Origin of the sequence: Tsukamurella paurometabola DSM 20162 (assembly GCF_000092225.1) — a bacterium.
Taxonomy (GTDB): Bacteria; Actinomycetota; Actinomycetes; order Mycobacteriales; family Mycobacteriaceae; genus Tsukamurella; species Tsukamurella paurometabola.
Genome location: NC_014158.1, coordinates 2066219 through 2092255 on the forward strand (window position 1 = coordinate 2066219; position 26037 = coordinate 2092255).

Below are 26037 nucleotides of genomic sequence, written 5' to 3' on the forward strand. Positions count from 1 at the left end.
CGGTGAGCGGATCTCCCGCCTGGGAGCGCGGACGCCGACTGGCCCTCGACGTGGGTAAGGCTCGCATCGGAGTCGCTGTGTCCGACCCCGACGGGATACTCGCCACTCCGGTGGAGACCGTGAAAGCCGCTCGCGACGGCTCCGACCTCCGGCGCATCGCACAGCTCGTGACCGACTACGAGCCGGTCGAGATCGTGATCGGGCTACCGCGGACACTGCGCGGCGATCGTGGGGAGTCCGCGCGGATGGCCGAGGGGTTCGCCGCGCGGCTCGCCACGGTGCTTGATGCCACAGACCAGCCCTCACCCCGGGTATGTTTTTCAGATGAGCGCTTCACCACGGTGACGGCGCAGCGCGCGCTTCGGGACAACGGAGTGCGCGCCAAGGAGCAGCGTGCCGTGATCGACCAGGCGGCGGCGGTAGCCATCCTGCAGGGATGGCTCGATGAGCGGCGGCCGGTGGCCCGCCGCGAGGAGGACGACGAGTGAGCGACGGGTGGCATTCCGACCGGGCCGAGCCGATGACGGTCGGCGGTGGTTCCACTCGGCTCGAACGTCGCCGTGCCGCGCGCCAGGCACAGATCAAGCGCCGCCGTCGGGTGGCGCTGGCAGCGATCCTGGTGATCTTCCTGCTGATCGTGGGCACGATCGTGTGGACCATGCGGCACACCCTGATGGGAAGTGGTGCGAGTCCCGAGGATTACGCCTCGGGGAGCCCTGGCCCCGCGGTGGTCGTGCACATCACCGGCACGAACAACTCCGACTTCGCCCAGAACCTGGTCGATGCGGGCGTGGTGAAGTCCGTGGCCGCGTTCAACCAAGCGGCGGGCGATAAGCCCATCTCAGCCGGGTACTACGAACTGCGCAAGGCGATCCCCGCCGCCGAGGCGGTGGACATGATCACCGATCCGGCTCGGTCGCACCGGGTCGGCATGGTGAACGTGTCGGCGGGCGCGCAGCTCGACGACAAGCGCGGCAAGGACAACAAGGTCGCTCGTGGCATCCTCAGCCAGATCTCCGCGGCGACGGCGCACACCAGCAACGGCGTGAAGACGCAGATCCCCGCCGCCGACTTCGTCCGGGTCGCTGCGACGGCCAGTCCGTCCGACCTGGGCGTGCCACAGTGGGCGCTGGCCACGGTGAACCGGATGAAGGGCGATCACCGCCGCATCGAGGGTCTTATCGCGCCCGGAGTGTGGGAGGAGGTCGACCCGTCGGGGACGCCCGTGTCGATTCTCAAGAGTCTGATCACGGCCTCGGCGAAGCAGTACGAGGCGCAGGGCCTACTCAGCGCGAGCCGTAGCTCGGCCGCGAAGCTCGACCCGTACGAGGTGCTGGTCTCCGCGTCGATCGTCGAGCGTGAGGTGAACCAGCCCGCGGACTACCCGAAGGTTGCGCGCGTGATCTTGAACCGGCTGGCGAAGAACCAGAAGCTCGAGATGGATTCGACGGTCAACTACACCGAAGCGGTCACCAGCATCGACGTCCGTGGTGAGCAATTGCTGAAGAAGACGGAGTGGAACACCTACGCCAAGACGGGACTGCCCGCCACCCCGATCGGTGCGGTGGGCACGTCGGCCCTGGTCGCCACGGAGAATCCCGCCCCGGGCCCGTGGTTGTACTTCGTGACGGTCGATGCGCAGGGCACCACGCAGTTCACCGACGACTTCGCCCAGCATGAGCGCAATCGGCAGACCGCGTGCGACAACAAGTTCCTCACCGTGGGGTGCGCGCCGAAGTGACCTCCGCTACGCCGCGCCGCGCCGCGGTGGTCGGGAAGCCGGTCGACCACTCGCTCTCTCCGGTCCTGCATAACGCCGCGTTCCGGGCATTGGGCCTCGACTGGAGCTACCAGCGGATCGAGTGCGATGCGGCGGGCCTCCCCGGCCTGGTGGCCGGTCTCGGCCCGGAGTGGGTCGGGTTGTCCGTCACGATGCCCGGCAAGTTCGCGGCACTCGAGCTGGCCACCGAGCGCACCGATCGGGCCGTACGCGTGGGATCGGCGAACACACTGGTTCGCATCGCCGACGGCTGGCTCGCCGACTGCACCGACGTCGATGGTGCCGCCGGACTTCTCGACGAGTGCGGTGCGGCCGGTTCGTCGGCCGTGGTCGTCGGCGCCGGCGGGACGGCCCGGCCCGTGTTCGCCGCGCTCGCAGCCCGCGGCTTCACCGACGTGTGTGTGCTGGCCCGCTCGCAGGACCGGGCGGCCGGCGCCCTCGCCTGCGCGGACTCCTTCGGTCTCGCCGCTCGCTGGGCCCCCTTGCGCGCCGACGCCGTGCCCGCGGCGGACGTTGTCGTCTCCACCCTGCCCGGTTCGGCGCAGCCCGAGGACTTCCCGCTGGTCGATGCGCTCACATCGGCGGCGCCCGCGGTCGCCGATGTGGCGTACGACCCGTGGCCCACGCTGTTGGTCGCCGCGGCGGACTCCAAGGGCGCACGGACTGCGGGTGGCCTGACGATGCTGCTGCATCAGGCGTTCCGGCAAACGGAACTGTTCACCGGCGCGACCGCGCCGCGCGCCGCGATGGCTGCGGCGCTCGAGGAGCACAGGGAACCGCAATGACCGATTTCCGGTACCGGTTTCGTCCGCGGTATTACGAGATCGACCGCCAGGGCGTCATGTTCAACATGTGGTACCTCGGCTACGTCGACACGGCGATCGGTGAGTTCTACGCCGACCGCGGGATGCCCTACGAGGTGATGCTGGCGGCCGGGTACGACTCACAGGTCGTGCACGTCGAGCTCGACTATGCGGCGGGACTGACCGACGAAGCCGACACCGAGCTCATCATGCGGACGGGCCGGATCGGGACCAAGAGCTTCACGATCGACTTCGTCTTCGTCACCGACCTCGATGCCGAGCGGCCGACGGAGGCCGTTGCCGGGCGGATCGTCTACGCCGTGATCGCCGCCGATGGCTCGGGGGCCATCCCGATTCCGGATGCCCTGCGCGCGGCCCTGCAAGCCTGACACACTGGGTCCGTGGGGTGGGGGCTCTTCGGGGGTACGGTCGCTGCGTGGTGCGCCGCGCTGTGCTGGTTCGACGTGAGGCAACGCCGCCTCCCGAACGCTCTCACCGTTCCCGCCGCCGCCTGCGGCGTGATCGCGGCCCTCACCCTGGCGCTCTGCGGTGCGCCGTCCGCGCTCGCGGGGATGGGCCTGTGGGGAGGTACCTACCTCGTGGTCTTTCTGCTCGGCGGCGTCGGTGCCGGTGACGTGAAGCTGGCGCCCGCGCTCGGCGCGCTCGTCGGTGGTCTCGCCGGCGCTTCGGCGGTGCTCCTCGCGGTGCTCGGCGCGCAGGCGATCACCGTCGCGTGGTCCGTCGTCGTCCGCGACCGGTTGGTGCCGCATGGCCCCGCGATGATCCTCGGGGCGGTGACCGCGGTGGTGCTGACGTTGAATGCACGCTGAGCGCAAGGGGTCACAGGGGCACCACGTCGGCATACCGTCGTCTGCGTGACCGCGTCAAGAACTCGCCCTGTCATCGGGATCGCCCTGGAACCGTTCGGTTGGCATCCCGCAGCGTTCGCCGAGGTCGGCGCGGATCCATTGACGGCCACCTCCGCGGAGCACTGGGTTGGGCTGGCCCGCTCCGCGGAGGCGGCCGCCGCCGACTTCGTCTCGTTCGAGGACTCGTTCACCCTCACGGCCCGCGACCGATTGAGCGGCCGGTTCGACGCCACGCTGCTCGCCGCGAGAGTGGCACCGTCGACCACTCGGATCGGCTTGGTGCCCACCGTGACCGCGACGCATACCGAGCCCTTTCACGCGTCGAAGGCGATCGCCACGCTGGACTACGTCTCGAAGGGCCGGGCCGGTGTGCTGCCGGCGACGACGGGTCGCCAGGCCGATGCGGAGCTGTTCGGACGCAAGCCGACCCAAGACAGCGCCTCGCAGGCGGCCGAGGCGCTCGAATACGTCCGCGTGCTCCGTGATCTCTGGGACAGCTGGGACGACGATGCCGTGATCCGCGACGTCGAGACCGGCCGCTTCGTCGATCGGGAACGACTGCACTACATCGATTTCCGTGGTGAGTACTTCGATGTCAAGGGTCCGTCGATCACACCGCGCCCGCCGCAGGGACAGCCTGTCGTCCTGGCCCGCGTGAACGATCTCGCGTCCGAGTCGGTGGCGGCCGTCGCCGATATCGCGATCGTCCCCGGAGGTACGGACGAGCAGATCGTTGCGGTGGCTACCCGCCTGCGTGCCGCGGGCGTGACCCGCATCCTCGGCGATGTCACGGTTTTCCTCGCGGACTCCGAACGCACCGCGGCGCGCCGCATCGAGAAGCTCGACCGCCGCGAGGAACTCGCCGACGACGCGCTGGTCTTCGCCGGTACCGGTGCGGAACTGGCGTTGCTCGTCGAGCGCTGGCAGCGGTTGGGCCTCGATGGTGTGCGATTGCGTCCAGGTGTGAACGCAGTCGACCTGCCGCGGCTCCGCGACACCTTCGCCCCGTTGCTGGCGGGACGGCCCGCCACCGGGACCTTCCCTGACCTGCTGGGCCTTTCCCGCCCTGCCGGCCGCTTCGCGAAGGCGGGAGGCGCCCAGTGACCGCGGTTCCCGCTCTCGACATCCTTGACCTGGCACCGATTCCCGCCGGCGCCACCGCAGCCGACGCGCTCGGCAACACTCTCGATCTGGCCCGCCGTGCCGAAGACTGGGGCTACCAGCGGTACTGGGTGGCCGAGCATCACTTCGCGCATGTCGCCAGTGCGGCGCCCACCGTGCTGATCGCCGAGATACTGGCCGCCACACGGCGGATCCGGGTGGGTTCGGCGGCCGTCCTGATCGGTTTCACCACTGCCCCCGCCGTCGCCGATGCCTTCGGTGTGCTGTCGGCCTTGCATCCGGGGCGTGTCGATGTCGGCGTCGGCCGTACCGGGCAGCGTCTGCGTACGCCGTCGCCCGGTGCGCCCGCGGTGAATCCGAAACTGGTGGCCGGCTACGAGCGGCTGTTGCAGGATCCGGCCGCCGAACCGGCGTCGTTCACCGAGCAGGTCGATGACGTACTGGCCCTGTTCGCAGGAACGTACGCCGGCCGCGGTGTACCGCTGCGATCGCCGGTTGCGGAGGCGGCCCAGGGCAGCCCGGTATGGGTGTTCGGCAGTAGCGCCGGGGAGAGCGCGCAACTCGCCGGGGCGCGCGGGCTGCCCTTCGTCGCCAACTACCACGTGAGTCCGGCTACCACGGTCGATGCCTCGAACGCGTACCGAGAGGCCTTCAGGCCGTCCGAGTTCCTCGCCGAGCCGCGGCTGGTGGTGAGCGCCGATGTCGTCGTCGCCGAGACCGATGCCGCGGCGCGCGATCTCGCCGCCGGGTTCCCGGCCTGGGTGCACTCGATCCGGTTCGGCGACGGAGCCATCGCGTACCCGCGCGACAGTGCCGATCTCACGGACGAGCAACGCGCCGCGGTGGCAGACCGCACCGAGACGCAGTTCGTGGGAGATCCAGGACGGGTGGCCGCGGGATTGCGCGAGCTCGCCGACCGCACCGGTGCCGACGAACTGGTGATCACCTCGGTCACCCACGACCACGGCGCGCGCCTGCGCAGCCACGAACTCCTCGCCAAGGAATGGGGCCTGCTGTGAGCGCCACACCGCACATCGAGGTGCGAGAGGGAGAGCACCGCAAACGAATCCACCTCGCGGCCCACTTCCCGGGCGTGAACCACAACACCGTCTGGTCGGATCCGGCGGCGCGCAGTCAGGTGGAGTTCGAGTCGTTCGTTCACCTTGCCCAGGCCGCCGAGCGGGGGAGATTCGACTTCTTCTTCCTCGCCGAGGGGTTGCGCCTGCGGGAGCACCTCGGGCGCATCCACGACCTGGATGTCGTCGGGCGCCCGGACACCTTCACCGTGCTCGCAGCGCTGGCCGCGGTCACCGACCGGCTCGGCTTGGCCGGAACCATCAACACCACGTTCAACGAGCCCGCCGATGTAGCCCGGCAATTCGCCACCCTCGACCACCTCAGTGGCGGACGCGCCGCCTGGAACATGGTCACCAGCTCCGATTCCTTCACCGGCGAGAACTTCCGCCGTGGCGGCTATCTCGCGCACGCGGACCGCTACCGCCGCGCCGACGAGTTCATCACTGTGGCCCGCACGTTCTGGGATGGTTGGAACGCCGATGTCGCGCATCGAGGTGAGCAGTTCGCGGTGCGCGGCACCGCCGCCCTGCCGCCCAGTCCGCAGATCCACCCCGTTCTTTTCCAGGCGGGCGACTTCGGTGAGGGCCGGGATTTCGCAGCCGCGCAGGCCGATGCGATCTTCACCCGGCACGGGTCCCTCGAAGCGGGGCGCGCCTTCTACGCGGATGTCAAACGTCGGGCCGCCGATCGGGGTCGCGATCCCGCTCATCTGAAGGTCTTCCCCGGGGCGGCCGCAGTGCTCGGTGACACCCCGGACGACGCCGCCGAGAACGCGCGAGCTATCCGCCGACAGCAGGTGAGCCCACAGACCGCGATCAATCTTCTCGAGCAGGTCTGGGGCCGAGAGCTGCAGTCCTACGATCCGGATGGGCCGCTGCCCGATGTGGACCCGGTCTTCGACACCCAGGCGGTCAAAGGACGCGTACTGCATGCGGATCCCCGCGAGATCGTCGCCACCTATCGGGCCCGCGCCGAGGCGGACGGCCTTTCGATCCGCGAATTGGTGATCGAGTTGAACACTCGTCCGCAGTTCGTCGGCACACCCCAGCAGGTCGCCGACGAGATCGACACCTTCATCCAGGCCGATGCGGCCGATGGTTTCATCCTGGTGCCGCATTTGACGCCGACGGGACTCGACGAGTTCGTTGACAAGGTGGTACCGCTGCTGCAGGAGCGGGGCGCTTTCCGCACCGAGTACGAAGGCACGACGCTGCGCGAACACCTCGGGCTCCCGGTGCCGCAGCAGCGCGCCGAAGCGCAGCAGGTGGGTTAGCGAATTTTCACCGGATCGCTGCGTGCGAGCGGTCGGAGTGCACTACCGTTCGGCCATGAACCGCGGTATGCGCCCCGATTTGTCCGGAGTCGACGCTCTCGTCGTCAATCTCACCCAGCGCGTCTGCATCGGTGATGTGCCGACCCGAGGCGCCCGGAGTTTCGGCGACCGCATCGCCCTGGTCGACGGCGAGAGCAGAGTGAGTTACCGGGAACTGGAGGCCCGGGCCAATGCACTGGCGCGCGGGCTCTCGGAGCGCGGTCACCGGCGCGGCGACGCGATCGCTCTGCAACTGCAGAACCGCTGGGAATTCGTGGTCTCCCTGTTCGTGTGCGCCAAACTCGGCGTCGTCGCGATGCCGCTGAATCTGCTACTGGCTCCGGGGGACGTGGGCTACCAACTCGCCGACAGCGGTGTGGCGGCGGTGATCACCGAGGACGCTTTCGTGCCCGGCCTCGCGACGGCACTTCGCGGCGCAGAGAACGACGTGGCCACGGTGTACGTGGTGGGCACCGGGACGGGAGAGCCTCCGACAGAGGTCGCGGGGCTGCCGGCCCTGGCCTTCGCGGACCTGCCGTCGGGTGAAGGCACACCGGTGGAGGTGTTCGTCGACGACCGGGACGTGCTGCACTGCCTGTACACCTCCGGCACCACATCGCGCCCCAAGGGCGTGGTCACCAGCCATGTGGCGGTGCATATCTCGGCGTTGTCCTCGGCGGTCGGACTCGGTGTCCGGCCCGATGTGCAACCTGCGGTGCAACCCATCGCCCTGCCGCTGTTCCACGTCACCGCCCTCGACGCCCTGCTGATGCCGATGCTGCTCACCGGAGGCACCGCGGTCCTGCTCCGCGGATTCGACCCTGCGGCTGTGGCCCGTACGTTCGCCGAGCACACCGTCACCCATCTCACTCTGCTCCCGATGATGTGGGCTGCGCTGATCGACCAGCCGGAGCTCACGGACGCCAATACGGCGGGCCTGCGCACCGGGCTGTACGCCATGGCGCCGATGCCGGCCGATCTCCTGGCCCGGGTGCGCGACCGGTTCCCCGGCGCGGACATCATCCTCGGTTCCGGGCAGACCGAGACGACACCCGCTTCCGAATTGCAGTGGGCGGGGCATCAGGGAGTCAAGGACGATTCGTGGGGTCCGGCCACCGTTTCCACCGATATCGCGATCATGGGTGCCGATGGTGTGCTGCTTCCCGCGGAACAGATCGGTGAGATCGTCTATCGCGCGCCGCAACTGATGTCCGGGTACTGGAACAACCCGGCTGCCAATGCGGAGGCTTTCGCCCACGGGTGGTTTCACGGCGGTGATATCGGCTATGTCGACCGGGACGGCGTGGTGTACTTCACCGATCGCGCCAAGGACATCATCAAGACCGGGGGAGAGAACGTTTCCTCGGTCGAGGTCGAACGTGTATTGCTCGGCCACCGTGACGTGATCGACGTCGCAGTCGTCGGCACCCCGCATGAGCGCTGGGGTGAGGCGGTGACCGCCTTCGTGGTGATCCGCTCGGGCGCGCCTTCCGACTCCGGTGCATTGGTGGACTACGCGCGCGAGCACCTCGCGGGCTTCAAGGTGCCCAAGGAGATCGTCCTCGTCGATCAACTGCCTAAGACCGCCACCGGGAAGATCCAGAAGCACCTGGTACGAGCCTTACACGCGAGCCGTACCTAGGTCGTCGGCCTAGGCCACAGCGATCCGCGGTACCAATGACAGTGCGTCGGTGAGGATCTGTTCGTAATCGCGGACGTCGAACTCGTACGGCAACTCCAGTCGGAGCTCGGTGACACCGCCGAGGGCGGGATCGTCCGCGAGGCGTTCCGCGATCTCCGCGACCGGACCTACCAGGTCCTCCGCGAACAGGGTGCGCTTGTCGCCGTGGGCCCTGAGCGTGCGGTCGTAGCGCGAGCGCGCGTAGTCCCGGTAGCGCCGCGCTGTGGCCCGGTCGGCACCGTCGGTCGGAACGATCACCCGGCCGACGGCCACGCGGCGCCCCGACCCGCCCGCGGCACGGTACTCGTCGATGAGTCGGCGTTGCACCGTCCCGAAGTCGTCGGAGTCGATTCCTGCTGCGGAGACGATGTTCCCGGTCAGCAGGTGCAGTCCTGTCTCACCGGTCCACCGCACCGACGCGAGACTGGTCCCGCCGTACCAGGCTCGTTCGGCCAGGCCCGGTGTGTGCGGCTGCAGCCGCGGCCGCTGAACGTTGCCGGGCGATTCGATTCGGGTGTCGGGACCTCCGAGGTAGGCACCGCGGAGATGCTCGACGGTGCGCGCCACCCGCGCGTGCCCCAGCTCGTAGCCGCGCCAGTCACCGTCGAAGACGATGTCGGCCAACAACTCGGCGTGCGGCATACCCGTGGAGAAGCCCGCCTGTATCCGGCCGCCTGACAGCGCATCGGCGAGGGAGAGGTCCTCGGCCAGCCGGAACGGGTTCTCGTAGCCGATCGGGATCACGGCCGTGCCGAGCTCGATGGTCGAGGTGCGCTGCGACGCGGCCGCCAGGAAAACCGCCGCCGACGAGATGCCGTGTTCGAGGTGCCGCTGCCGGACCCACGCGCCGCGATAGCCCGATCGTTCACCGAATTCGATCAGTCGCAGGGTGTCCTCGAGTCCTGCCGACGGATCGTGGTCGAGGTAATTGCCCGGGGTGAGGAAGGCCAGCGATGCGATCGCCATCAGAACGCCGGTGCGGGGTTGACCTCGGACTTGGCGACGGCCGCCGCCGGTACCTTCCACTTGTCGAACAGCCGCCCGTATTCGCCGCGTGCGATGAGAGTGTTCACGGCCTGTGTGATGGCCGGTGCGAGGGGTGACCCCTTCGCCGTGACGAAGCCGACCACCGACGTGGAGTACTCGCCGAGAAACCTCGTGCCCGGCACCTTGTCGACCAGGTACCGCAGCGACAGAGTGGGACCGAAGTAGGCGTCGACCCGATTGTTCTGCAGGCTCAGGATGATGGCACCCTGCTCGTCCAGATACTGCACCGCGTACGCCGGCTTGCCCTTCGCCGCGCATTGCTGCGCGCCCTTCTCCAGGATCTGCTGGAAGGTGGTGCCGGAGCCGGTCACGATCTTCTTTCCGCAGAGATCCTCGAGTGTCGTGACCTCCGTGAGGCCGGAGTTGGCGGAGCCGACGAAGGCTTGCCCGTCGTGCAGGTACGTGGCGAAGTCCACCACGTCGAGTCGCGGTCTGGTGACGCCGAAATTGCCCTGTCCCACCTGATACCGCCCGTTCTGCACGCCCGGGATGATGGTCGAGAACGTGCCGATCTCCTGCTTCCAGGAGATGCCGAGCGCCTTGGCCACGGCATTGCGCAGGTCCACGTCGAGTCCTACCGGATTGCCATCGGGTACCTCTCCGCCGTGCGGTAGATTGTTCACCCCCGGCTGGCGGGTGAGCCCGAGCGTGACCTCCGTGGTGCCGGCCGGTAGCAGAGCTCGGGCCGCGGGGTCGACGGCGATCGACGACACCACGTCTTGCGTCGGAATCGGATACGCGGAACTGCTCGCACCGGAGTCGGTGGAGCCTGCGCTGCACGCGCTCACAAGGGCCGCCGCGGCGACGGTGGCGGCGAGCGCCGAGAGGAGACGGGTGAACCGGGCGCGCCTGCGCATGAGGGGGCTCCTTGAGTGCTGGGCGGATACAGGGGTGGGGAGTGTTGTCAGCGCACCGCTGCGAGGAACTCGCGGGTGCGGTCGTGCTCGGCTTCACCGAAGATCGTTTCAGGGGTGCCGGATTCGACGATCTGTCCGTCGTCCATGAAGATCACGGTGTCGGCGACGTCGCGGGCGAAGCCGATTTCGTGCGTCACCACCACCATCGTCATCCCGGTTGCGGCGAGATCGCGGATCACGGCGAGCACCTCGCCCACGAGTTCGGGATCGAGCGCCGAGGTGGGCTCGCCGAACAGCACGACGTCGGGTCGCATGGCGAGAGTGCGAGCGATCGCGACGCGCTGCTGCTGACCGCCGGACAGGTGCGCGGGGTAGGTGTCCTCCCGCCCGGTCAGGCCGACTCGGTGCAGCAGCTCGCGGCCGTGATCGGCGGCCTCGTCAGCGGGGATCCCGGCGGCGACCGGTCCCTCGGTCAGATTCTGCAAGACCGTGAAGTGCGGAAACAGATTGAACTGCTGGAACACCATACCGATGCGTCCTCGCTGACGCGCCACGTCGCGGGGGTGCAGTTCCCGCAGCACTGTGACATCGCCGCGGCGGCCCGCTTCCCGGTAACCGATCAGATCACCGCCCACTCGGACGACGCCGGAATCGGGTCGCTCCAGGTGGTTGATGCAGCGCAGCAGAGTTGATTTGCCTGACCCCGACGGGCCGAGAATGATCGCGACCTCGCCGGCCTGCACGTCGAGATCGATGCCGCGGAGCACCTCGCGTGCGCCGAAGGACTTGGTGAGTCCGCGGATCTCGATGGCGCTCATGCGCGCGCCCCGATCGCGGGAAGGTGTGGACGGAGCCGGGCCGCATCCCGGAGGATCTCCCGGAACGGCCGGGCGTCGCGACGCCCGCGCTGGAACCGGCGCTCGACGAAGTACTGGCCGATGGCGAGGACTGAGGTGATCACGATGTACCAGATGGTCGCGACCAGGAGCAGCGGCATCACCTTGAAGTTCTGGTTGTAGATCAGCTGTACCGAGTACAGCAGATCGGTCACCGCGATGACGCTCACCAAGGACGTCGACTTGAGCAAACCGATCAGGAGGTTCCCGGACGAGGGGATGATCGCGGGCATCGCCTGGGGGAGCACGATCCGTCGGAAGATGCGCCGCGGATTCAGGCCGAGAGAGCGTGCCGCCTCGGTCTGTCCGGGATCGACGGAAACCAGCCCGCCGCGGACGATCTCGGCGGCGAACGCGGCTACGTCCAGGGTGAGCGCGATGAATGCCGCCACCAGCGGTGCGATCAGGTGCGTGGTGTTGAACGTGACGAACTCCGGTCCGAACGGAATGCCCAGTGACAGTTGCGGGTAGAGCGAGGCGAGCTGGAACCAGAAGAGCAGGAGCACGAGCGGGGGTACCGAGCGGACGATCCACACGAACCCGAACGACACCGACTGCAGCAGGGGCCCGCCCCACAACCGCATCGCCGCCAGGCCGATTCCGAGGACGAAACCGGCCGTGAACGTGACGGCTGTCAGCCACAGCGTGAGTCCGAGTCCCTCGAGGATGGACTCCTGTGTGAAATAGTGTGCCACCGTTGGCCATTCGAAACGCTCGTTGGTGATCAGGGTGTGCACGAGCATCGCCGCGACGACGGCGACGGCGGCGGTGGTGACCCACCGGCCCGGGCGTCGGCGGCCCACCAGCCGGACCTGCGTCGGTGCCGCGTCGAGTGCCGGACTCGGCGGCGGGAGGATCGTTGTGGCCATGATGTTCGACGGTAGGCACGCGGTGCCTCGGCGAGAAGGTTTTCAATCGCCCTGACGTGATGCGGCGATGCCCGTGTCGAAGGCGTATCGCACCGCGTGCGCGCGGTCTCGCAGATGGGCCTTGGCGAAGAGATTGTTGATGTGGGTCTTGACGGTGGACTCGCTGACGAACAGGCGAGCGGCGATGTCGCGGTTGGCCAGCCCTTCGGCGATCAGCTGCAGTACTTCGGTCTCGCGCGGTGTGAGGTCGACCGGAGGTGTGCCCGCAGCCTGGGCGGGCGCCGGTGTCGCGGTGATCGAGGCCAGCAGTCGCTGTTGCACCGCGGGATCCAGCACGGATTGCCCCGCCGCCGCGGCGGAGATCGCGGCGGCGATCTCCGCTCTGCCCGCATTCTTCGTGAGGTAGCCGCGGGCGCCCGCGTGCAGCCCTCGGAGGATGGACTCCTCGTCGTCGTACGTGGTGAGCAGGATGACGGCCGTTGCCGGTGCAGCGGCGACCACCCGCTCGGTCGCGCCGACTCCGTCGAGGTTCGGCATCCTCAGGTCAGTGAGGAGCACGGCGGGCCGCAGGGACAGGACGAGATCGACCGCCTCGATGCCGTCCGCTGCTGTCCCCACCACGGTGACGCCGGGGCTGAGGTCGAGCATGGCGGCCAGCGCGTCGCGGACGGTCGCCTGATCGTCGGCGACCACCACCGTGACCTCGGCTTCCGACGGTCGTGTATCGGTCATTGCACCGGGCTCCTTTCTGGGACGGTGAGCGTCACCGTCCATCCGCCGTCGGCCGCGGGTCCGGCGTGCAGCACGCCGTCGACTTCCGCGGCGCGCTCGCGCATACCGATCAATCCCATGCCCGATCCGTGGGTGGCTTCGGCGGTCCGGCCGGGACCGTTGGCGACGGTCAGACGCACACCGTCCGGCTGCGCGGACAGCGAAGCGGTGACGGCGGCACCCGGCGCATGGCGGCGGGCATTGGTGAAGGCCTCTTGCGCGACGCGCAGGACGGCGCGCCCGGCCGCGTCGTCGATGTCGACCGGATCGGCACTGACCGTCTCGTTCTCCCCGTCGGCGAGGGCGGCGAGCGCCGCGGGGAGATCGATGATGTCCTCGCGGAGGGCGTGCACGGCGTCGCGGGCCTCGGTGACCCCGCCGGCGATGGCGCCCCGGGCCCGCTGCACCGCGGTCCGCGCGTCCTCCGGCCGGCCTGCCTCCAATAGGGCGTCCGCGAGTTCGAGCTGCATTCCCGCGCCGGAGAGCGTGTGCGCCAGCACATCGTGCAGGTCGCGGGCGATCCGCGCACGTTCGGCGAGCGCGCTGCTGCGGGCCTCCGACGCGGCGGTGCGCTGCGTCTGCTCGACGAGCTGTTCCAGTGCCTGGGTCCGTTCGCGTCGTGTGCGCCGCACGATGCCCGCCCACACCGCGACGGTGACGCTCAGACCGATCCAGAAATCCGTGGAGCGTTGCAGGCCCAGTCCGGCCGCGACGGTGCCGCCGAGCAGTACCGCCAGCGCAATCGCGATCCGCTGTGGGAAACGTGCCCCGAAGTACACCGCCGAGACGTACAGGAGCATCCCGATTCCCGGGTTCGGCTGCAGGGCGAACAGCGCGCCGCTCGCGACGGCGCCGATCGCTTCGACGGCGACCGCGGCCTGGAGTGGAAGACGATCGGCGGGAAGGGTGCGCTGCACGATGACGGCGCTGGTGATCGCGAACAGGACGTAGGTCCACGGCGAATTCTCGCCCCACCGCAGCGTGGGCACGGCCGTGATGAGGCCGATGACCGACGCGGCGAAGCCGAAGCGCATGCGGTCACCGTCGAACACCCGGCCATCTTGGCACGCGTGCGGCGGTGGGGCCGCGGACCGGGATGCGCGGTGGGCACGAGCGAGTGGGAAACTGATCGGCATGTCTACCTCATCGATGTCCAGCGCCGCCGCCGACCTGACGGAGCGCGCGATCATCGAGGCGCGTGCGCGTCTGGCCGGGGTAGTCACCGAGAGCCCGCTGCAGCAGGCGGACCGGCTGTCGGCGCTCACCGGCGCGAAGGTGTACCTCAAGCGTGAGGACCTGCAGGTGGTGCGCTCCTACAAGATCCGCGGCGCCTACAACCTGATGGCGCAGCTCAGCGAGGCGGAGAAGGCCGCGGGTGTGGTGGCCGCGTCGGCGGGCAATCATGCCCAGGGGGTTGCGTTCGCGTGCCGTGCGATGGAGGTGCACGGCCGGATCTATGTGCCCACCACCACGCCGAAGCAGAAGCGCGACCGGATCCGGGCGCACGGGGGCCGGTTCGTCGAGCTCATCGCCACCGGCGAGACCTACGACGCCGCCGCCGCGGCCGCGCAAGCCGATGTGGTCGAGACCGGGGCCACCTGGGTGCACGCGTTCGACGACGTGCGCACCACCGCAGGGCAGGGCACGATCGGTGTGGAACTGGTCGAGCAGCTCGGCGGTGTCCCCGATGTGGTGGTTGTCCCGGTGGGTGGGGGCGGTTGCTTCGCCGGTGTCACCCGGTACCTGCGCTCGCAGTCGCCGGAGATCGCGATCGTCGGTGCCGAACCGGCCGGTGCCGCGTCGTTGGCACGGTCGCTCGATGCGGGCGAGGTGGTCGAGCTCGCCACCATCGATCCGTTCGTCGACGGAGCCGCCGTCCGCCGGATCGGTGGCATCGGCTTCGACGTGGCCCGGGAGCAGGGTGCGCACGTGTGGCCCGGACACGACGTCCGCGATGTCGCGCCCGGCGCGATGGGCATCGTCGAGGTCGATGAGGGCGCCGTCTGCACAGCGATGCTCGACCTGTATCAGAACGAGGGCGTGATCGCCGAGCCCGCCGGTGCGCTGTCGGTGGCTGCGCTGGCACAGCTGCGGTTCGAGCCCGGCGCCACCGTGGTGTGTCTGCTCTCGGGTGGCAACAACGACGTGTCTCGGTACAACGAGGTGATCGAGCGGTCGCTGGTGCATCAGGGGCTCAAGCACTATTTCTTGGTCGCCTTCCCCCAAGAGCCCGGCGCGCTGCGCAGGTTCCTCGACGAGGTTCTGGGTCCGGATGATGATGTGACGCTGTTCGAGTACGTCAAGCGCAACAACCGGGACACCGGCGAAGCGCTTGTCGGTGTCGAGCTCGGACGGGCCGGAGACCTGGACGCTTTGCTCGCCCGGATGGACCGGTCTCGACTGCACTGCGAACGCCTGGAACCGGGCTCTCCGGCGTACCGCTACCTGACCTGATCAGACGGTCTGCAGCGGCTGTTGAACACGGTGTGCATCGACGCGCCGCTGCAGGAACGAGTACTGCGCATACAGTGTGACGCCGACGAACAGCATGGTGGTCACGCCGGCGAAACCGCGGCCGGTGTGGTCGTGGAAGATCGCCGGAACCAGTATGTCGATCGCGAAGTGCGCACCGATCGCGACGACCCACAGTCCGAGGGTGGCGAGCGTGGCCTGTCGCAGGTACCGGCCGTCGGGGCCGGGGAACACCTTCGTGGTCAGTGCGCGCGGGTAGGCGAGCCCGACGGCGAGAGCCAATCCGAGCAGAGCAGCGACGGCATGGCCGATGCCGACTTCGCCGCCCCCTGAGACGTACTGCACGGTCTGTACCAGGCCCACCGCCGCCAGCACGAGCGCGATTTTCGCAGTCTTGTCCTTGATGGGGCGGGCCTGGAATTGGCGGAAGATGACCCAACCGACGGCGAGGATGATGATCAGGGTGAGGGTGATGTTGTTCATGCCGATGACTCTGCCGAGAACCGGCCTCCCGGGGATCGACCCGCGGGTGGAGATCCGGGTGGAGACGTAGTCTCGGGGGCATGGCCGCCGCAGATCATCTCGAACCCGACGTCATCGCCTTCCTCTCCGAGGGAACACGCACCGCGCATCTGAGTTACCTGGGTCGGGACGGGCGGCCGTTGAGTACGCCCGTCTGGTTCGTGGTCGACGACGGTGCGCTCGTCTTCGCGACCGGGGCGCAAACTGCGAAAGGCAAACTGATCGCCCGGGATCCCCGGGTCGCGGTTTCGGTCGACCTGCCGGAACCGCCCTATGCGTTCGCCCAAGTGCAGGGCATTGCCGACATCATCGACCAGGATCCCGAGTACCTGCTGAAGATCTGTACCGCGTGTGGTGCGAGGTACATGGGGCCGGAACGGGCCGAGGAATTCGGCCGCCGGAACGCCGTCCCCGGTGAGGTGATCGTGAGAATCCGCCCCACCCGAGTCCTGTTCAGCGGTAACGCGACCGCCTAGCACGTGTGCGGTCAGCCGATCTCGGCGACTGCCTTGGCGATGATCTCCAGGCTGCGGGTGCGCTCCTCGAGGCCCGGGATCATGCCGGAGATCATCAGCTCCTGTGGGCGGGTGCGCTGCACGAGATCGGTGAGCTCGCGACGGACGGTGTCCTGCGAGCCGACGATCCACGCCGAGGTCGACGGCGCGATCGCCGCCTCGTGATCGGCGGACAGCGGTGCTGCTTCGGCCTGTTCGTAGGTCAGTAGTCGCCCGGGATTGCCGGTGCGCACGCGGTACATCGCGGCCTTGGCGGGGCCCGCGATGCGCTGGGCCTCCTGATCGGTGTCAGCGGCGATGACGGTGACGGTGAGCATTGCGTTCGGTTCGGCCCGGTCGCCCGGACGGAACGACTCGCGGTACTCGGCGAGCGCGGGAAGCGTCGCTTGCGGCGCGAAGTGCCGCGCGAAAGCGAACGGCAGTCCGAGCATGCCTGCGAGTTTCGCGCTGAACGTCGAGGAACCGAGGAGCCACATGTCGAGGTCCGCGGCGACGCCGGGCGTGGCGGTGATCGCGGCGTACGGGTGATCGATGGGGAAGTCGTCGCGCAGGAACGCGCGCAAGTGCGCCAGCGCCTGCGGGAAGTCATCGACCGATTCGCTCACCTTCCCACCTCGCAGCGCATGCGCGGTCAGCTGATCGGTTCCGGGGGCGCGCCCGATACCGAGGTCGATCCGCCCGGGGTAGAGCGCTTCCAAGGTGCCGAACTGTTCGGCGACGACCAGTGGCTGGTGATTGGGCAGCATCACGCCGCCGGAGCCCACCCGGATCGACTCGGTGGCCGCCGCGATCTGTCCGATGAGCACGGCCGGCGCAGAGCTGGCGATCCCGGGCATCGAATGGTGCTCGGCCACCCACACGCGCTCGTAGCCGAGTCGTTCCGCCTCCTGGGCGGTCGCGATGGTGGCACGAAGAGCGTCGCCGAACGACGCCCCATCGACGACGGGAGCGAGTTCCAACAGGGACAGGCGGGGACGGAGGGCAGAATCTTCGGGCACAGAAGATTCAACCCGCGGGACTGGGTGAATCTTCCCGCGCTGCGATCAGTCCTGGTCAGACGAGGTCGCGCAGGAGTTCGACCTGCTTGATGCGATCCTGTTTGGTGGCGGCGATCGGCGTCACGTTGAGGACGGTGGCTCCGGCCTGTTCGAAAGCCTTGATCCGCTCCGCCACGAAGCCCTTCGGTCCGATGAGGGAGACGTTGCGGGCCAATTCATCGGGCACCGCTTCGGCCGCCGCCGTCTTCTCGCCCGCGAGGTACAGCTCTTGGATCCGGTCCGCCTCGGCGCCGTAGCCGTAGCTGGTGGCCAGCGTGTGATAGAAGTTCTTGCCCTTGGCGCCCATACCCCCGATGTAGAGGGCGAGGTGTGGTTTGACGAAACCCAGCAGGTGATCGACGTCGTCGCCGATGGCGAGGGCAGGTCCGGCGTACACGTCGAGCTCCCCGAGCGCGGGGTCGCGTTTGGCCTTGCCCGCGGCCACTGCATCGCCCCATACGTCCTTCGCCTTCTCGGGCAGGAAGAAGATCGGCTGCCAACCCTCGGCCACCTCGGCCGCGAGGGCCACGTTCTTCTGGCCGAGCGCGGCGAGCAGCACCGGGATGTTCTCGCGCACCGGATGATTGATCAACTTGAGCGGTTTGCCCAGGCCGGTGCCGCCGTCCTCCGCCGTGAGCGGCATCTGGTAGTACTTGCCGCGGTGTTCGAGGCGCTCGCGGCGCCACACCTTGCGGCAGATCTCGATGATCTCGCGGGTGCGGCCGATCGGAGCGTCGTAGGGCACGCCATGGAAGCCCTCGATCACCTGCGGGCCGGAAGCGCCGAGGCCCAGGATGAAACGGCCGTCCGAGACGTTGTCCAGGCCGGCGGCCGTCATGGCGGTGAGCGTGGGCGTGCGGGTGTAAATCTGCAGAATGCCGGAAGCCAGCTTGATCTTGTCGGTCTTCGCCGCCAGATAGCCCAGGGCGCTCACCGCGTCGAAGGAGTAGGCCTCGGGGACGAAGACGATGTCGAGCCCGGCTTTCTCCAGGTCGAGGACCTCGTCGGCCACCTCGTTGAACTCACCTGCGTAATTGATGCCGAGGCCGATGCGCATGTCGGTCGCCTTCCGTGCTCCTATGGACGTCAGTGAACCTTAACTCACCCGTTCGGCACGGCCGGTAGAGCGTGTTGCAGCATGGAACGCGTCAGTGCAGTGACTCCCACTCGGCGGTGCGGGCACGGTGTAGAGCTACTGCGGCACAGGCGGATTCGGCGGACGAGAACGTGCCACCGGCGATCCGCCCCATGGTGGGGAAATCGCGGTCCAGGAGGTGGTCGAACCGCCATGCCGACCCTAGGGGCTGCCGGGCGATATGCGTGGTGAGCGTGATCCCGGCCGCCTGGCCGAGGCAGGCATCGGCATCATCGGCGACCAGTTCGGCGTAGGCGCGCTCACCGAGACGAACGAACACGGTGTCGCCCATCGGGACCTCGGCCAGCACCGTGGTGTCGCCGTCGAGTACGAGCCGGTCGTGGACCTCGGAGGCCAACTGCCAGGCCGCCGCCATCCCCGCGCTGCGGATGAGTAGATGCGCCGCCTCGTCGGGATGGGAGACCAGCCCGAGGATCGAATGCCGGCCCTCGCGGAAGACTCGGACTTCGATGGCGGTACCGGGCCCAGGCAGGGTGTGCGCGGTGAACCGCGACGTGGCGACCGAGAGTTTCAGGCTGCCTGTGGGCCGCAGCGTGGCGGGCAGCCCGTGCTCGTGCAGCGCTTGTGCCACCCGGGCGAGTGCGGAGTCGTGGATTCTGCCACCGCTTACGCCGATACGCGCGGTGGGCGACTGGGTAAAGGTCGACCGGAGAGGCCGCGAGGCGTCGTTGTTCATGACCCCAGTGTGCGACGTGCCACTGACAAGTTTTCTCCTCGCGGATTGTCCGGGTGACCATCCGCATCGACCTACGTCAAGGGCGACCTCCAGTGAAGGCCGCCCCTGGGACGCTCTCGTCAGGTGCCGACGAGGTAATTCACCGACGCCGTCACAGGCGCGGGGTTGCCGTTGTAGTAGAGGACACTGCCGCCGTTGAATCGAGAGCCGGCAGGTGACCACTGAGGCAACGTCACCTTCGGTGTGAACGTGATATCGCCCTTCACCGTCGCGGGCCCGGGAAGAGAGCAGTGGAGCTGGGTAGCGGCGCCGACCAGAGTGCACGACAGCGACCTCGTCGAACTGAGGCCGTCGACCTTGACGGTGTCACTCGCGAATGTCGCGGGTGGTGGCGCTGTGAAGATCAGGTCGAACGGTGCACGGCCGAAGGTCATCTCGTGCGATCCGGGATTCTGGAGGCGGTATACGACCTTGGCATCCACGGTGTCCCCGGCCTTCCCGGTGGTCGTCGCATTAGCTCCCTCCGCGAAGATGGGATTAGTCGCCGCGGTGGCGGTCCTTGCCGCGAAGGCGGTTGCCCCCGTGGACATTATGATCGCGAACGACGTCGCGGCAATCTTTCGTATCGAGCTGTTCATCATGACTCTCCATGTCTGTGGACGTGAATTCGTAACTAGGACGGCCGCTCTTGGCGACCCAGCCTCAACGTACGGATGCAATGGGGCGATTTGTCCGGCTTCGACGAGAGCGCGACGGACTCACGACGATCCCCGTGCCGTCGCAGACCTGCGACGGCAACCTCGGGGCCCATGCCGGTAGTGTGCCGCCGCTTCGTCCACCGCCGCAGCCGGTCGCGCCGTGCATCCATCCCGAGTGCACCGCTACTGTGGCCGACCATGACGCCCGAAGAGATTCTCGCCCTCGACGCGCAGACCCTGTGGCATCCCTACAGTCCGGTGGGTGACTCCGGGGCGCGGGTGGTGACCTCGGCGCAGGGGGTACGGCTCACGCTGGGCGACGGTAGCGCGGTCATCGACGGTATGAGTTCCTGGTGGGCGGCGATCCACGGTTACCGGCACCCCGTGCTCGACGGCGCCGCGAAGGCCCAGATCGACTCCATGTCGCACGTGATGTTCGGCGGTCTCACTCACGCCAGCGCTGCCCGCCTCGGGGAACTGCTCGTCGAGATCACCCCGGCTGGACTCGACCGCGTCTTCCTGGCCGACAGTGGGTCCGTCTCGATCGAGGTCGCGGTGAAGACCGCGTTGCAATACTGGCGGGCCAGGGGAGTGGCCGGCCGCAATCGCCTGCTCACCTGGCGTGGTGGCTATCACGGCGACACTTTCACTCCGATGAGCGTTTGTGATCCGGAGGGGGGCATGCACACACTGTGGACCGATGTGCTCGCCTCGCAGGTCTTCGCTCCGGCGCCGCCCGCCGAATACGACGAGGCCTACGTCGCCGAACTCGACCGGCTCGTGGGCGAGCACGCCCACGAGCTGGCGGCGGTGATCGTCGAACCCGTCGTCCAGGGCGCCGGGGGGATGCGTTTCCATCCGCCCGCTTACGTCGCCGCGCTGCGTGAGATCACCCGTCGGCACGGCGTCCTGCTCATCCTCGACGAGATCGCGACCGGGTTCGGCCGGACGGGCACGCTGTTCGCTTCGGATGCCGCCGGGATCACCCCCGATATCCTGTGCGTTGGCAAAGCCCTGACCGGCGGGTACGTGAGTTTGGCGGCGATGCTGTGCACCGATGAGGTGGCGCTCGCGATCTCGGAATCCGACCAGGGCGCACTCATGCACGGACCGACCTTCATGGCGAACCCGCTGGCCTGCGCGATCGCTGTGGCCAGTACCGAGCTGCTGCTCTCGCGGGACTGGAGATCCGAAGTGGCCGGGATCCAAGCTGGGCTCGACGCCGGCCTCGCACCGTTGCGCAGTATCGCCGGCGTGGTGGACGTGCGGGTTCTCGGTGCCATCGGTGTGGTCCAGCTCGATCGCCCCGTCGACCTCGCGCCGGCGACCGACGCCGCGGTCGCCGCCGGCGTGTGGTTGCGGCCCTTCCGGGACTTGATCTACACGATGCCACCGTTCATCAGCTCGGCGGCTGAAGTCCACGCGATCACCCGGGGCGTCACGGCGGCGGTGCACGCGGCGCTACAGTGATCGCATGAACGGCGTTCAAGTCACTGCCCCGAACGCGGCCGAAGCCCTCGACTGGCTGGACGGCTACGCCCACGACCGCGAGGCCGCGGGCCTGCGCCGCTCGCTCGTCGCCCGGGGACCCGACGGCGCGGACATCGATCTGGCCTCGAACGACTACCTCGGGTTGAGCCGCCATCCCGCGGTCATCGATGCCGCCGCGGCCGCCGTTCGCACCTGGGGGACGGGCTCGACCGGATCCCGATTGGTCACCGGCACCACCGTGCTGCATGAGGCGTTCGAGGACCGGCTCGCACGGTTCGTCGGCGCCGAGGCAGGTCTGTGCTTCTCCTCCGGATACCTCGCCAACCTGGGCGCGGTCACCGCGCTCGCCGGACGCGGCTCGCTCATCGTTTCCGACGGCGGTTCGCACGCCTCGCTCGTCGACGCCTGCCGGCTCTCGCGGGCTCGGGTGGTGGTGGTGCCGCGCGGTGATGTCGCCGCGGCTCGGGCGGCGCTCGCCGATCGCCCGGAGGAACGGGCCCTGGTGCTCACCGACTCGGTGTACAGCGCCGACGGTGCGCTCGCGCCCGTCGCGGAGCTCTACGCGGCGGCGCGCGAATACCGCGCCGCGCTGCTGGTCGATGAGGCGCACGGACTGGGTGTGCGGGGTGACGGCGGCCGTGGGCTCGTTGACGAGCTCGGCCTGGCCGGTGCACCCGACCTGGTGGTCACCGCGACGATGTCCAAGGCGTTGGGATCGCAGGGCGGTGTGGTGCTCGGCGCCGAGCGGGTCCGCGCCCACCTCATCGATGCCGCGCGCCCGTTCATCTTCGACACCGGGCTCGCGCCTGCCGCGGTGGCCGCCGCGGATGCCGCACTCACCGTTATCGAGAGGGAGCCGGCGCGGGTGGTGAGGGTGCTCGATCGGGCGCGTGCCATCGCCGCCGGCGTGGGGGCACTCGAGCCGGCTTCGGCGGTGGTCTCGCTGGTGCTGGGCGATCCGGAACGCGCTGTCGCGGCGCGGGATGCCTGCGCAGCCGACGGGGTGCGGGTCGGTTGCTTCCGTCCGCCGTCCGTACCCGAGGGCACCTCACGGCTGCGCATCACCGTGCGTGCGGACCTCACCGACGCCGAGATCGCGCGTGCCGTGGCGGCGATCCGTCGGGCCGCCGGGTGATCCTCTGTGTGACCGGCACATCGACCGGCGTCGGAAAGACGGTCGCGACCGCCGCGCTCGCCGCGGCGCTGTTGCCCACGGCCGGGGTCACGGTGATCAAGCCCGCTCAGACCGGATTCGCCGCGGGCGCCGACCTCGACGAGAACGGTCAGCTCTCGGATGCGGCGGAGGTCGCGCGGCTCGTACCCGAGGCGATCACCGTCGAACACCGCCGGTACCCGGACCCGCTCGCACCGCTCACGGCCGCTCGGCGCGTCGGCGCCGCACCGCTCGATCGTGCCGAGGCGGTGGCCCTGGCCCGCGGACGCGCCGGGGTGGTGCTGGTCGAAGGTGCGGGCGGCGTCCTGGTCCGGCTCGGACTGGACACCGCCGGAACGCCGTTCACGTTGGTGGATGTGGCCGCCGACCTAGGGGCACCGGTCGTGGTGGTCGCAGATCCCGCCCTCGGCACCCTCAATCACACCGAACTGACCGTCCGCGCGCTCGATGCGGCGGATGTCGCTTGCGCCGGGATCGTGCTGTCCCGCTGGCCCGAACGGCCGGGACTCGCCGAGCGGTGCAATATCGACGATCTGCCCGAGGTGACCGGCGTACCGATCGTGGGCCGGATACCCGACGGCGCCACCGCTTTCCCGCCGGAGCAGTTCGGCGCCGCGGCGCCCTCATGGTTCGACGCGGCTTGGCTTACGTCGCTATCCATGCACTGAGCAGGTCGATCCGCTGCCAGCCACCGCTGACATCGAGTGGGTAACCGGCGGGAGTGGCAGTGCGGGACAGGAGTTCTCGCAGCTGTGCATCGCTGATCCCGGGATGTGCGGCGCGCAGGAGTGCGGTCGCACCCGCGGGGACCTGCACCGGCGCATCGCCACTCACGCGGGGGAGGCCCCAGGTGAGATCGCGACGGTAGGCGGCCGCAGCCGCATCGGTGCTGACGTAGTTCTTCTGGCATGCGACCACATCGCCGATCGTGCCGCCGACCCGGGCCTCGAGCACCTCGCGCAGTTCGGTACGCGCGTCCGTGACCAGGGCTGCGAATCCCGGATTCGCCAATGCGTCGGCCACCGCAGCCTGCGCCAGGATCCGGCCACCGATCACATCGAGCGGGTAGTGCACTCCGAGCACCACGCGGTGCCGGCCGTAGTCAGCCCCGCGGGCGAGGAACTGGGGACCGAGCTCTGGGACGAGTGTGGCGAGGATCAATGCCTCGGAGTAACCCCACGCTGTGTGTCCGGAGGGGTACGAGCCGGAGCCGCGCACGCTCTGGTACAGGTCCGGGCGGTCGTCGCCGTACCGGTGGATCCGATCGGGGGCGACCTCGAACGGGCGGGGGTACTGGAAGTGCTTTTTGGCAGCAGAGGTGTCGACGTACGAGTTCAGAGCCGCCTTCTTGCCGATCAGCAGCGCGGCGGTCTTGGGAAGCTGGCCCGCCCGTTCGGCTGCGAGGAAGGCGGGGTAGAGCTTCTCGCCGAGGGCGTTGAACACCGAGTCGTCCACGATCCCGTAATTGTCGTTGACTGCGTACTGCTGTTCCGCCTTCGAGGCGGCGTTGTTGGTGGCGACGGCGGTGTCGAGATTCGCCTTCTTCACCGATTCCGGGAGCGACGAGAATGCGGCGAGCTCAGCGATGTACGTCTTCGCAGTGCCCGTCGAGGCCAGCCGATCGGCGGGAAACGGGGCGCTCTGCGGCACGGCCGTCGGAGTGAAAGCGCAGTTCGTGGCCGGGGTGGCCGCGGCCGCGGTGGTGATCGACCAGTTCACCGGGGCGATCAGGGCGACGGTCGCCATGCTCGCGGCGAGCAGCTTCTTCGTGCGCAGATTCATGACGGAAACCCTTGCTCGAATGCCTAGAAAAGGGAAGGAAACGAATTCTGTCGATCGGATGAACCTTTGCCGCGCCCGCGCGGGACCTGAACACTGTTCATGAATTGAACGCTGTACAGTGCTCGTAACAGCGCGGCGGAGCCCGCCGCGACGACTCAGCTGACGACGAGGGAGAATCCATGACCGGAGTGCTGGCCGACATCATCGACGTCGCACGCGAGCAGGTGCTCGAACGCGGCGAGGGCTTGAATCAGGAACAGGTGCTCGCCGTCCTGCAGCTCTCGGACGACCGGCTGGACGAGGTGCTGCAGTTGGCGCACGAGGTGCGCATGAAGTGGTGCGGTCCCGAGGTCGAGGTCGAGGGCATCATCAGCCTCAAGACCGGCGGCTGCCCCGAGGATTGCCACTTCTGCAGCCAGTCCGGCCTGTTCGAATCGCCGGTTCGGTCCGCCTGGATCGATATCCCGTCGCTCGTCGAGGCCGCTAAGCAGACCGCGAAGACGGGTGCCACCGAGTTCTGCATCGTCGCCGCCGTGCGGGGCCCGGACAAGCGGCTGCTGAGCCAGGTCGCGGCGGGGATCGAGGCCATCCGCAACGAGGTCGACATCCAGATCGCGTGCAGCCTCGGCATGCTCACCCAGGAGCAGGTCGATCAGCTCAAAGATATGGGTGTGCACCGCTACAACCACAACCTCGAGACGTCCCGGTCGCATTTCCCCAACGTGGTCACCACGCACACCTGGGAGGAGCGCTGGGACACGCTGCGCATGGTCCGTGAGGCCGGTATGGAGGTGTGCTGCGGAGGCATCCTGGGGATGGGGGAGTCCTTGGAACAGCGCGCCGAGTTCGCCGCGAACCTCGCCGAACTCGAGCCCGACGAGGTTCCCCTGAACTTCCTCAACCCGCGGCCCGGAACCCCGTTCGGCGATCTCGACGTGCTGCCTGCCGCGGAGGCGCTCAAGTCGGTCGCCGCGTTCCGGCTCGCCTTGCCGCGCACCATCCTCCGGTTCGCCGGTGGTCGCGAGATCACCCTGGGAGATCTGGGTGCGGAGAAGGGCATTCTGGGTGGTATCAACGCCGTCATCGTGGGCAACTACCTCACCACCCTGGGACGCCCGGCGGAGACGGACCTCGATCTGCTCAACGAGCTGAAGATGCCGATCAAGGCTCTCAACGATTCGCTGTGAGCATCGTGGTCACCGACGATCCGGCACCGCCGGTCTACAACGAGTACACCGGCAAGCCGCTCGCCGAGGGCGGGCCGGTCTTCGCGGCGGCGCGACTCGGTCTCGAACCACCCCGGTTCTGCGGGCACTGTGCGCGCCGGATGGTGGTGCAGATCGTGCCCGACGGCTGGGTTGCCCGCTGCTCTCGACATGGTGAGATCGACTCCACCAGCCGCGAGCGCTGAGCGCCGGCGCTGCGGACAG

At 68.6% G+C, this 26037-nt stretch carries 28 protein-coding genes; 16 read left to right on the forward strand and 12 right to left on the reverse strand.

Features of this window, described 5'->3' with window-relative positions; all coding sequences use genetic code 11:
- The first annotated feature begins 2 nt into the window (after nt 1-2).
- From ruvX to TPAU_RS09935, 9 genes are read left to right on the forward strand one after another with little or no spacing between them, the layout of a single operon-like run.
- Nucleotides 3-488: a Holliday junction resolvase RuvX gene (ruvX, locus tag TPAU_RS09895; protein ID WP_013126610.1), complete on the forward strand. Its 486-nt coding sequence runs from the start codon at nt 3-5 to the stop codon at nt 486-488.
- Nucleotides 485-1741: an endolytic transglycosylase MltG gene (locus TPAU_RS09900; protein ID WP_013126611.1), complete on the forward strand. Its 1257-nt coding sequence runs from the start codon at nt 485-487 to the stop codon at nt 1739-1741. The genes ruvX and TPAU_RS09900 overlap by 4 nt, the downstream gene beginning before the upstream one ends.
- A complete protein-coding gene (locus tag TPAU_RS09905; protein WP_013126612.1) occupies nt 1738-2565 on the forward strand; it encodes a shikimate dehydrogenase in 828 nt (275 codons plus the stop codon). Before TPAU_RS09900 ends, TPAU_RS09905 begins: the two co-directional genes overlap by 4 nt.
- On the forward strand, nt 2562-2972 hold the full coding sequence (locus TPAU_RS09910; RefSeq protein ID WP_013126613.1) for an acyl-CoA thioesterase: 411 nt from the start codon (nt 2562-2564) through the stop codon (nt 2970-2972). Before TPAU_RS09905 ends, TPAU_RS09910 begins: the two co-directional genes overlap by 4 nt.
- 12 nt (nt 2973-2984) lie before the next feature.
- Nucleotides 2985-3413 carry a prepilin peptidase gene (locus TPAU_RS09915; protein ID WP_013126614.1) on the forward strand — a complete coding sequence of 143 codons (429 nt, stop codon included), beginning with the start codon at nt 2985-2987 and terminating at the stop codon, nt 3411-3413.
- A 45-nt stretch (nt 3414-3458) separates the two neighbouring features.
- A complete protein-coding gene (locus tag TPAU_RS09920) occupies nt 3459-4556 on the forward strand; it encodes an LLM class flavin-dependent oxidoreductase (protein WP_013126615.1) in 1098 nt (365 codons plus the stop codon).
- Entirely contained in the window at nt 4553-5593 is a 1041-nt protein-coding gene (locus TPAU_RS09925) for an MsnO8 family LLM class oxidoreductase (protein WP_013126616.1), read from the forward strand. The genes TPAU_RS09920 and TPAU_RS09925 overlap by 4 nt, the downstream gene beginning before the upstream one ends.
- Nucleotides 5578-6924 carry an LLM class flavin-dependent oxidoreductase gene (locus TPAU_RS09930; protein WP_013126617.1) on the forward strand — a complete coding sequence of 449 codons (1347 nt, stop codon included), beginning with the start codon at nt 5578-5580 and terminating at the stop codon, nt 6922-6924. The genes TPAU_RS09925 and TPAU_RS09930 overlap by 16 nt, the downstream gene beginning before the upstream one ends.
- Before the next feature lie 55 nt (nt 6925-6979).
- Nucleotides 6980-8605 (forward strand): class I adenylate-forming enzyme family protein, encoded by a 1626-nt coding sequence (locus tag TPAU_RS09935; protein ID WP_041944927.1) that lies wholly within the window; start codon nt 6980-6982, stop codon nt 8603-8605.
- Between the two features lie 9 nt (nt 8606-8614).
- Here the strand turns inward: TPAU_RS09935 and TPAU_RS09940 are convergent, their stop codons facing one another.
- The 6 genes from TPAU_RS09940 to TPAU_RS09965 are packed head-to-tail and all read right to left on the reverse strand — an operon-like array spanning nt 8615 to nt 14136.
- Entirely contained in the window at nt 8615-9610 is a 996-nt protein-coding gene (locus TPAU_RS09940; RefSeq protein WP_013126619.1) for an LLM class flavin-dependent oxidoreductase, read from the reverse strand.
- Nucleotides 9610-10548, reverse strand: a complete 939-nt coding sequence (locus tag TPAU_RS09945) for a transporter substrate-binding domain-containing protein (protein ID WP_013126620.1) — start codon at nt 10546-10548, stop codon at nt 9610-9612. The genes TPAU_RS09940 and TPAU_RS09945 overlap by 1 nt, the downstream gene beginning before the upstream one ends.
- A gap of 47 nt (nt 10549-10595) precedes the next feature.
- Nucleotides 10596-11366: an amino acid ABC transporter ATP-binding protein gene (locus TPAU_RS09950; protein ID WP_013126621.1), complete on the reverse strand. Its 771-nt coding sequence runs from the start codon at nt 11364-11366 to the stop codon at nt 10596-10598.
- Nucleotides 11363-12313, reverse strand: a complete 951-nt coding sequence (locus tag TPAU_RS09955) for an amino acid ABC transporter permease (protein WP_013126622.1) — start codon at nt 12311-12313, stop codon at nt 11363-11365. Before TPAU_RS09955 ends, TPAU_RS09950 begins: the two co-directional genes overlap by 4 nt.
- Before the next feature lie 42 nt (nt 12314-12355).
- Nucleotides 12356-13045, reverse strand: coding sequence for a response regulator transcription factor (locus TPAU_RS09960; RefSeq protein WP_013126623.1), 690 nt, complete (start codon nt 13043-13045; stop codon nt 12356-12358).
- Nucleotides 13042-14136: a sensor histidine kinase gene (locus TPAU_RS09965; RefSeq protein WP_013126624.1), complete on the reverse strand. Its 1095-nt coding sequence runs from the start codon at nt 14134-14136 to the stop codon at nt 13042-13044. The genes TPAU_RS09960 and TPAU_RS09965 overlap by 4 nt, the downstream gene beginning before the upstream one ends.
- An 82-nt stretch (nt 14137-14218) precedes the next feature.
- Here TPAU_RS09965 and ilvA point away from each other — a divergent pair, with 82 nt between their 5' ends.
- Nucleotides 14219-15538: a threonine ammonia-lyase IlvA gene (gene ilvA / locus TPAU_RS09970; protein WP_013126625.1), complete on the forward strand. Its 1320-nt coding sequence runs from the start codon at nt 14219-14221 to the stop codon at nt 15536-15538.
- Here the strand turns inward: ilvA and TPAU_RS09975 are convergent, their stop codons facing one another.
- The gene (locus TPAU_RS09975; protein ID WP_013126626.1) at nt 15539-16039 is read right to left on the reverse strand and encodes a hypothetical protein; all 501 of its coding nucleotides are present in this window, start codon (nt 16037-16039) and stop codon (nt 15539-15541) included.
- Between the two features lie 80 nt (nt 16040-16119).
- Here TPAU_RS09975 and TPAU_RS09980 point away from each other — a divergent pair, with 80 nt between their 5' ends.
- A complete protein-coding gene (locus TPAU_RS09980) occupies nt 16120-16554 on the forward strand; it encodes a PPOX class F420-dependent oxidoreductase (RefSeq protein WP_013126627.1) in 435 nt (144 codons plus the stop codon).
- Between the two features lie 11 nt (nt 16555-16565).
- Here TPAU_RS09980 and TPAU_RS09985 read toward each other — a convergent pair whose 3' ends face one another.
- From TPAU_RS09985 to TPAU_RS10000, 4 genes are all read right to left on the reverse strand, one after another.
- Nucleotides 16566-17591, reverse strand: a complete 1026-nt coding sequence (locus TPAU_RS09985) for an LLM class flavin-dependent oxidoreductase (protein WP_013126628.1) — start codon at nt 17589-17591, stop codon at nt 16566-16568.
- Nucleotides 17592-17646: 55 nt separating this feature from the next.
- Nucleotides 17647-18687, reverse strand: coding sequence for an LLM class F420-dependent oxidoreductase (locus TPAU_RS09990; RefSeq protein ID WP_013126629.1), 1041 nt, complete (start codon nt 18685-18687; stop codon nt 17647-17649).
- 91 nt (nt 18688-18778) lie between these two features.
- Nucleotides 18779-19462 (reverse strand): hypothetical protein, encoded by a 684-nt coding sequence (locus TPAU_RS09995; RefSeq protein WP_013126630.1) that lies wholly within the window; start codon nt 19460-19462, stop codon nt 18779-18781.
- Nucleotides 19463-19581: 119 nt separating this feature from the next.
- A complete protein-coding gene (locus tag TPAU_RS10000) occupies nt 19582-20103 on the reverse strand; it encodes a hypothetical protein (protein WP_148227401.1) in 522 nt (173 codons plus the stop codon).
- A 255-nt stretch (nt 20104-20358) separates the two neighbouring features.
- On the opposite strand from TPAU_RS10000, the gene TPAU_RS10005 reads away from it, so the two are divergent.
- From TPAU_RS10005 to bioD, 3 genes are read left to right on the forward strand one after another with little or no spacing between them, the layout of a single operon-like run.
- Nucleotides 20359-21630 carry an adenosylmethionine--8-amino-7-oxononanoate transaminase gene (locus TPAU_RS10005; protein ID WP_013126632.1) on the forward strand — a complete coding sequence of 424 codons (1272 nt, stop codon included), beginning with the start codon at nt 20359-20361 and terminating at the stop codon, nt 21628-21630.
- A 4-nt stretch (nt 21631-21634) separates the two neighbouring features.
- Nucleotides 21635-22786, forward strand: coding sequence for an 8-amino-7-oxononanoate synthase (locus TPAU_RS10010; protein ID WP_013126633.1), 1152 nt, complete (start codon nt 21635-21637; stop codon nt 22784-22786).
- On the forward strand, nt 22786-23493 hold the full coding sequence (gene bioD / locus TPAU_RS10015) for a dethiobiotin synthase (protein WP_245537910.1): 708 nt from the start codon (nt 22786-22788) through the stop codon (nt 23491-23493). The genes TPAU_RS10010 and bioD overlap by 1 nt, the downstream gene beginning before the upstream one ends.
- Here the strand turns inward: bioD and TPAU_RS10020 are convergent.
- Entirely contained in the window at nt 23471-24607 is a 1137-nt protein-coding gene (locus tag TPAU_RS10020) for an acid phosphatase (protein WP_013126635.1), read from the reverse strand. The two genes, bioD and TPAU_RS10020, sit on opposite strands and share 23 nt — an antisense overlap.
- Nucleotides 24608-24786: 179 nt before the next feature.
- Here TPAU_RS10020 and bioB point away from each other — a divergent pair, with 179 nt between their 5' ends.
- A complete protein-coding gene (gene bioB / locus TPAU_RS10025; protein ID WP_013126636.1) occupies nt 24787-25794 on the forward strand; it encodes a biotin synthase BioB in 1008 nt (335 codons plus the stop codon).
- Entirely contained in the window at nt 25791-26018 is a 228-nt protein-coding gene (gene bsaP / locus TPAU_RS10030) for a biotin synthase auxiliary protein BsaP (protein ID WP_013126637.1), read from the forward strand. The genes bioB and bsaP overlap by 4 nt, the downstream gene beginning before the upstream one ends.
- Nucleotides 26019-26037: the final 19 nt, after the last annotated feature.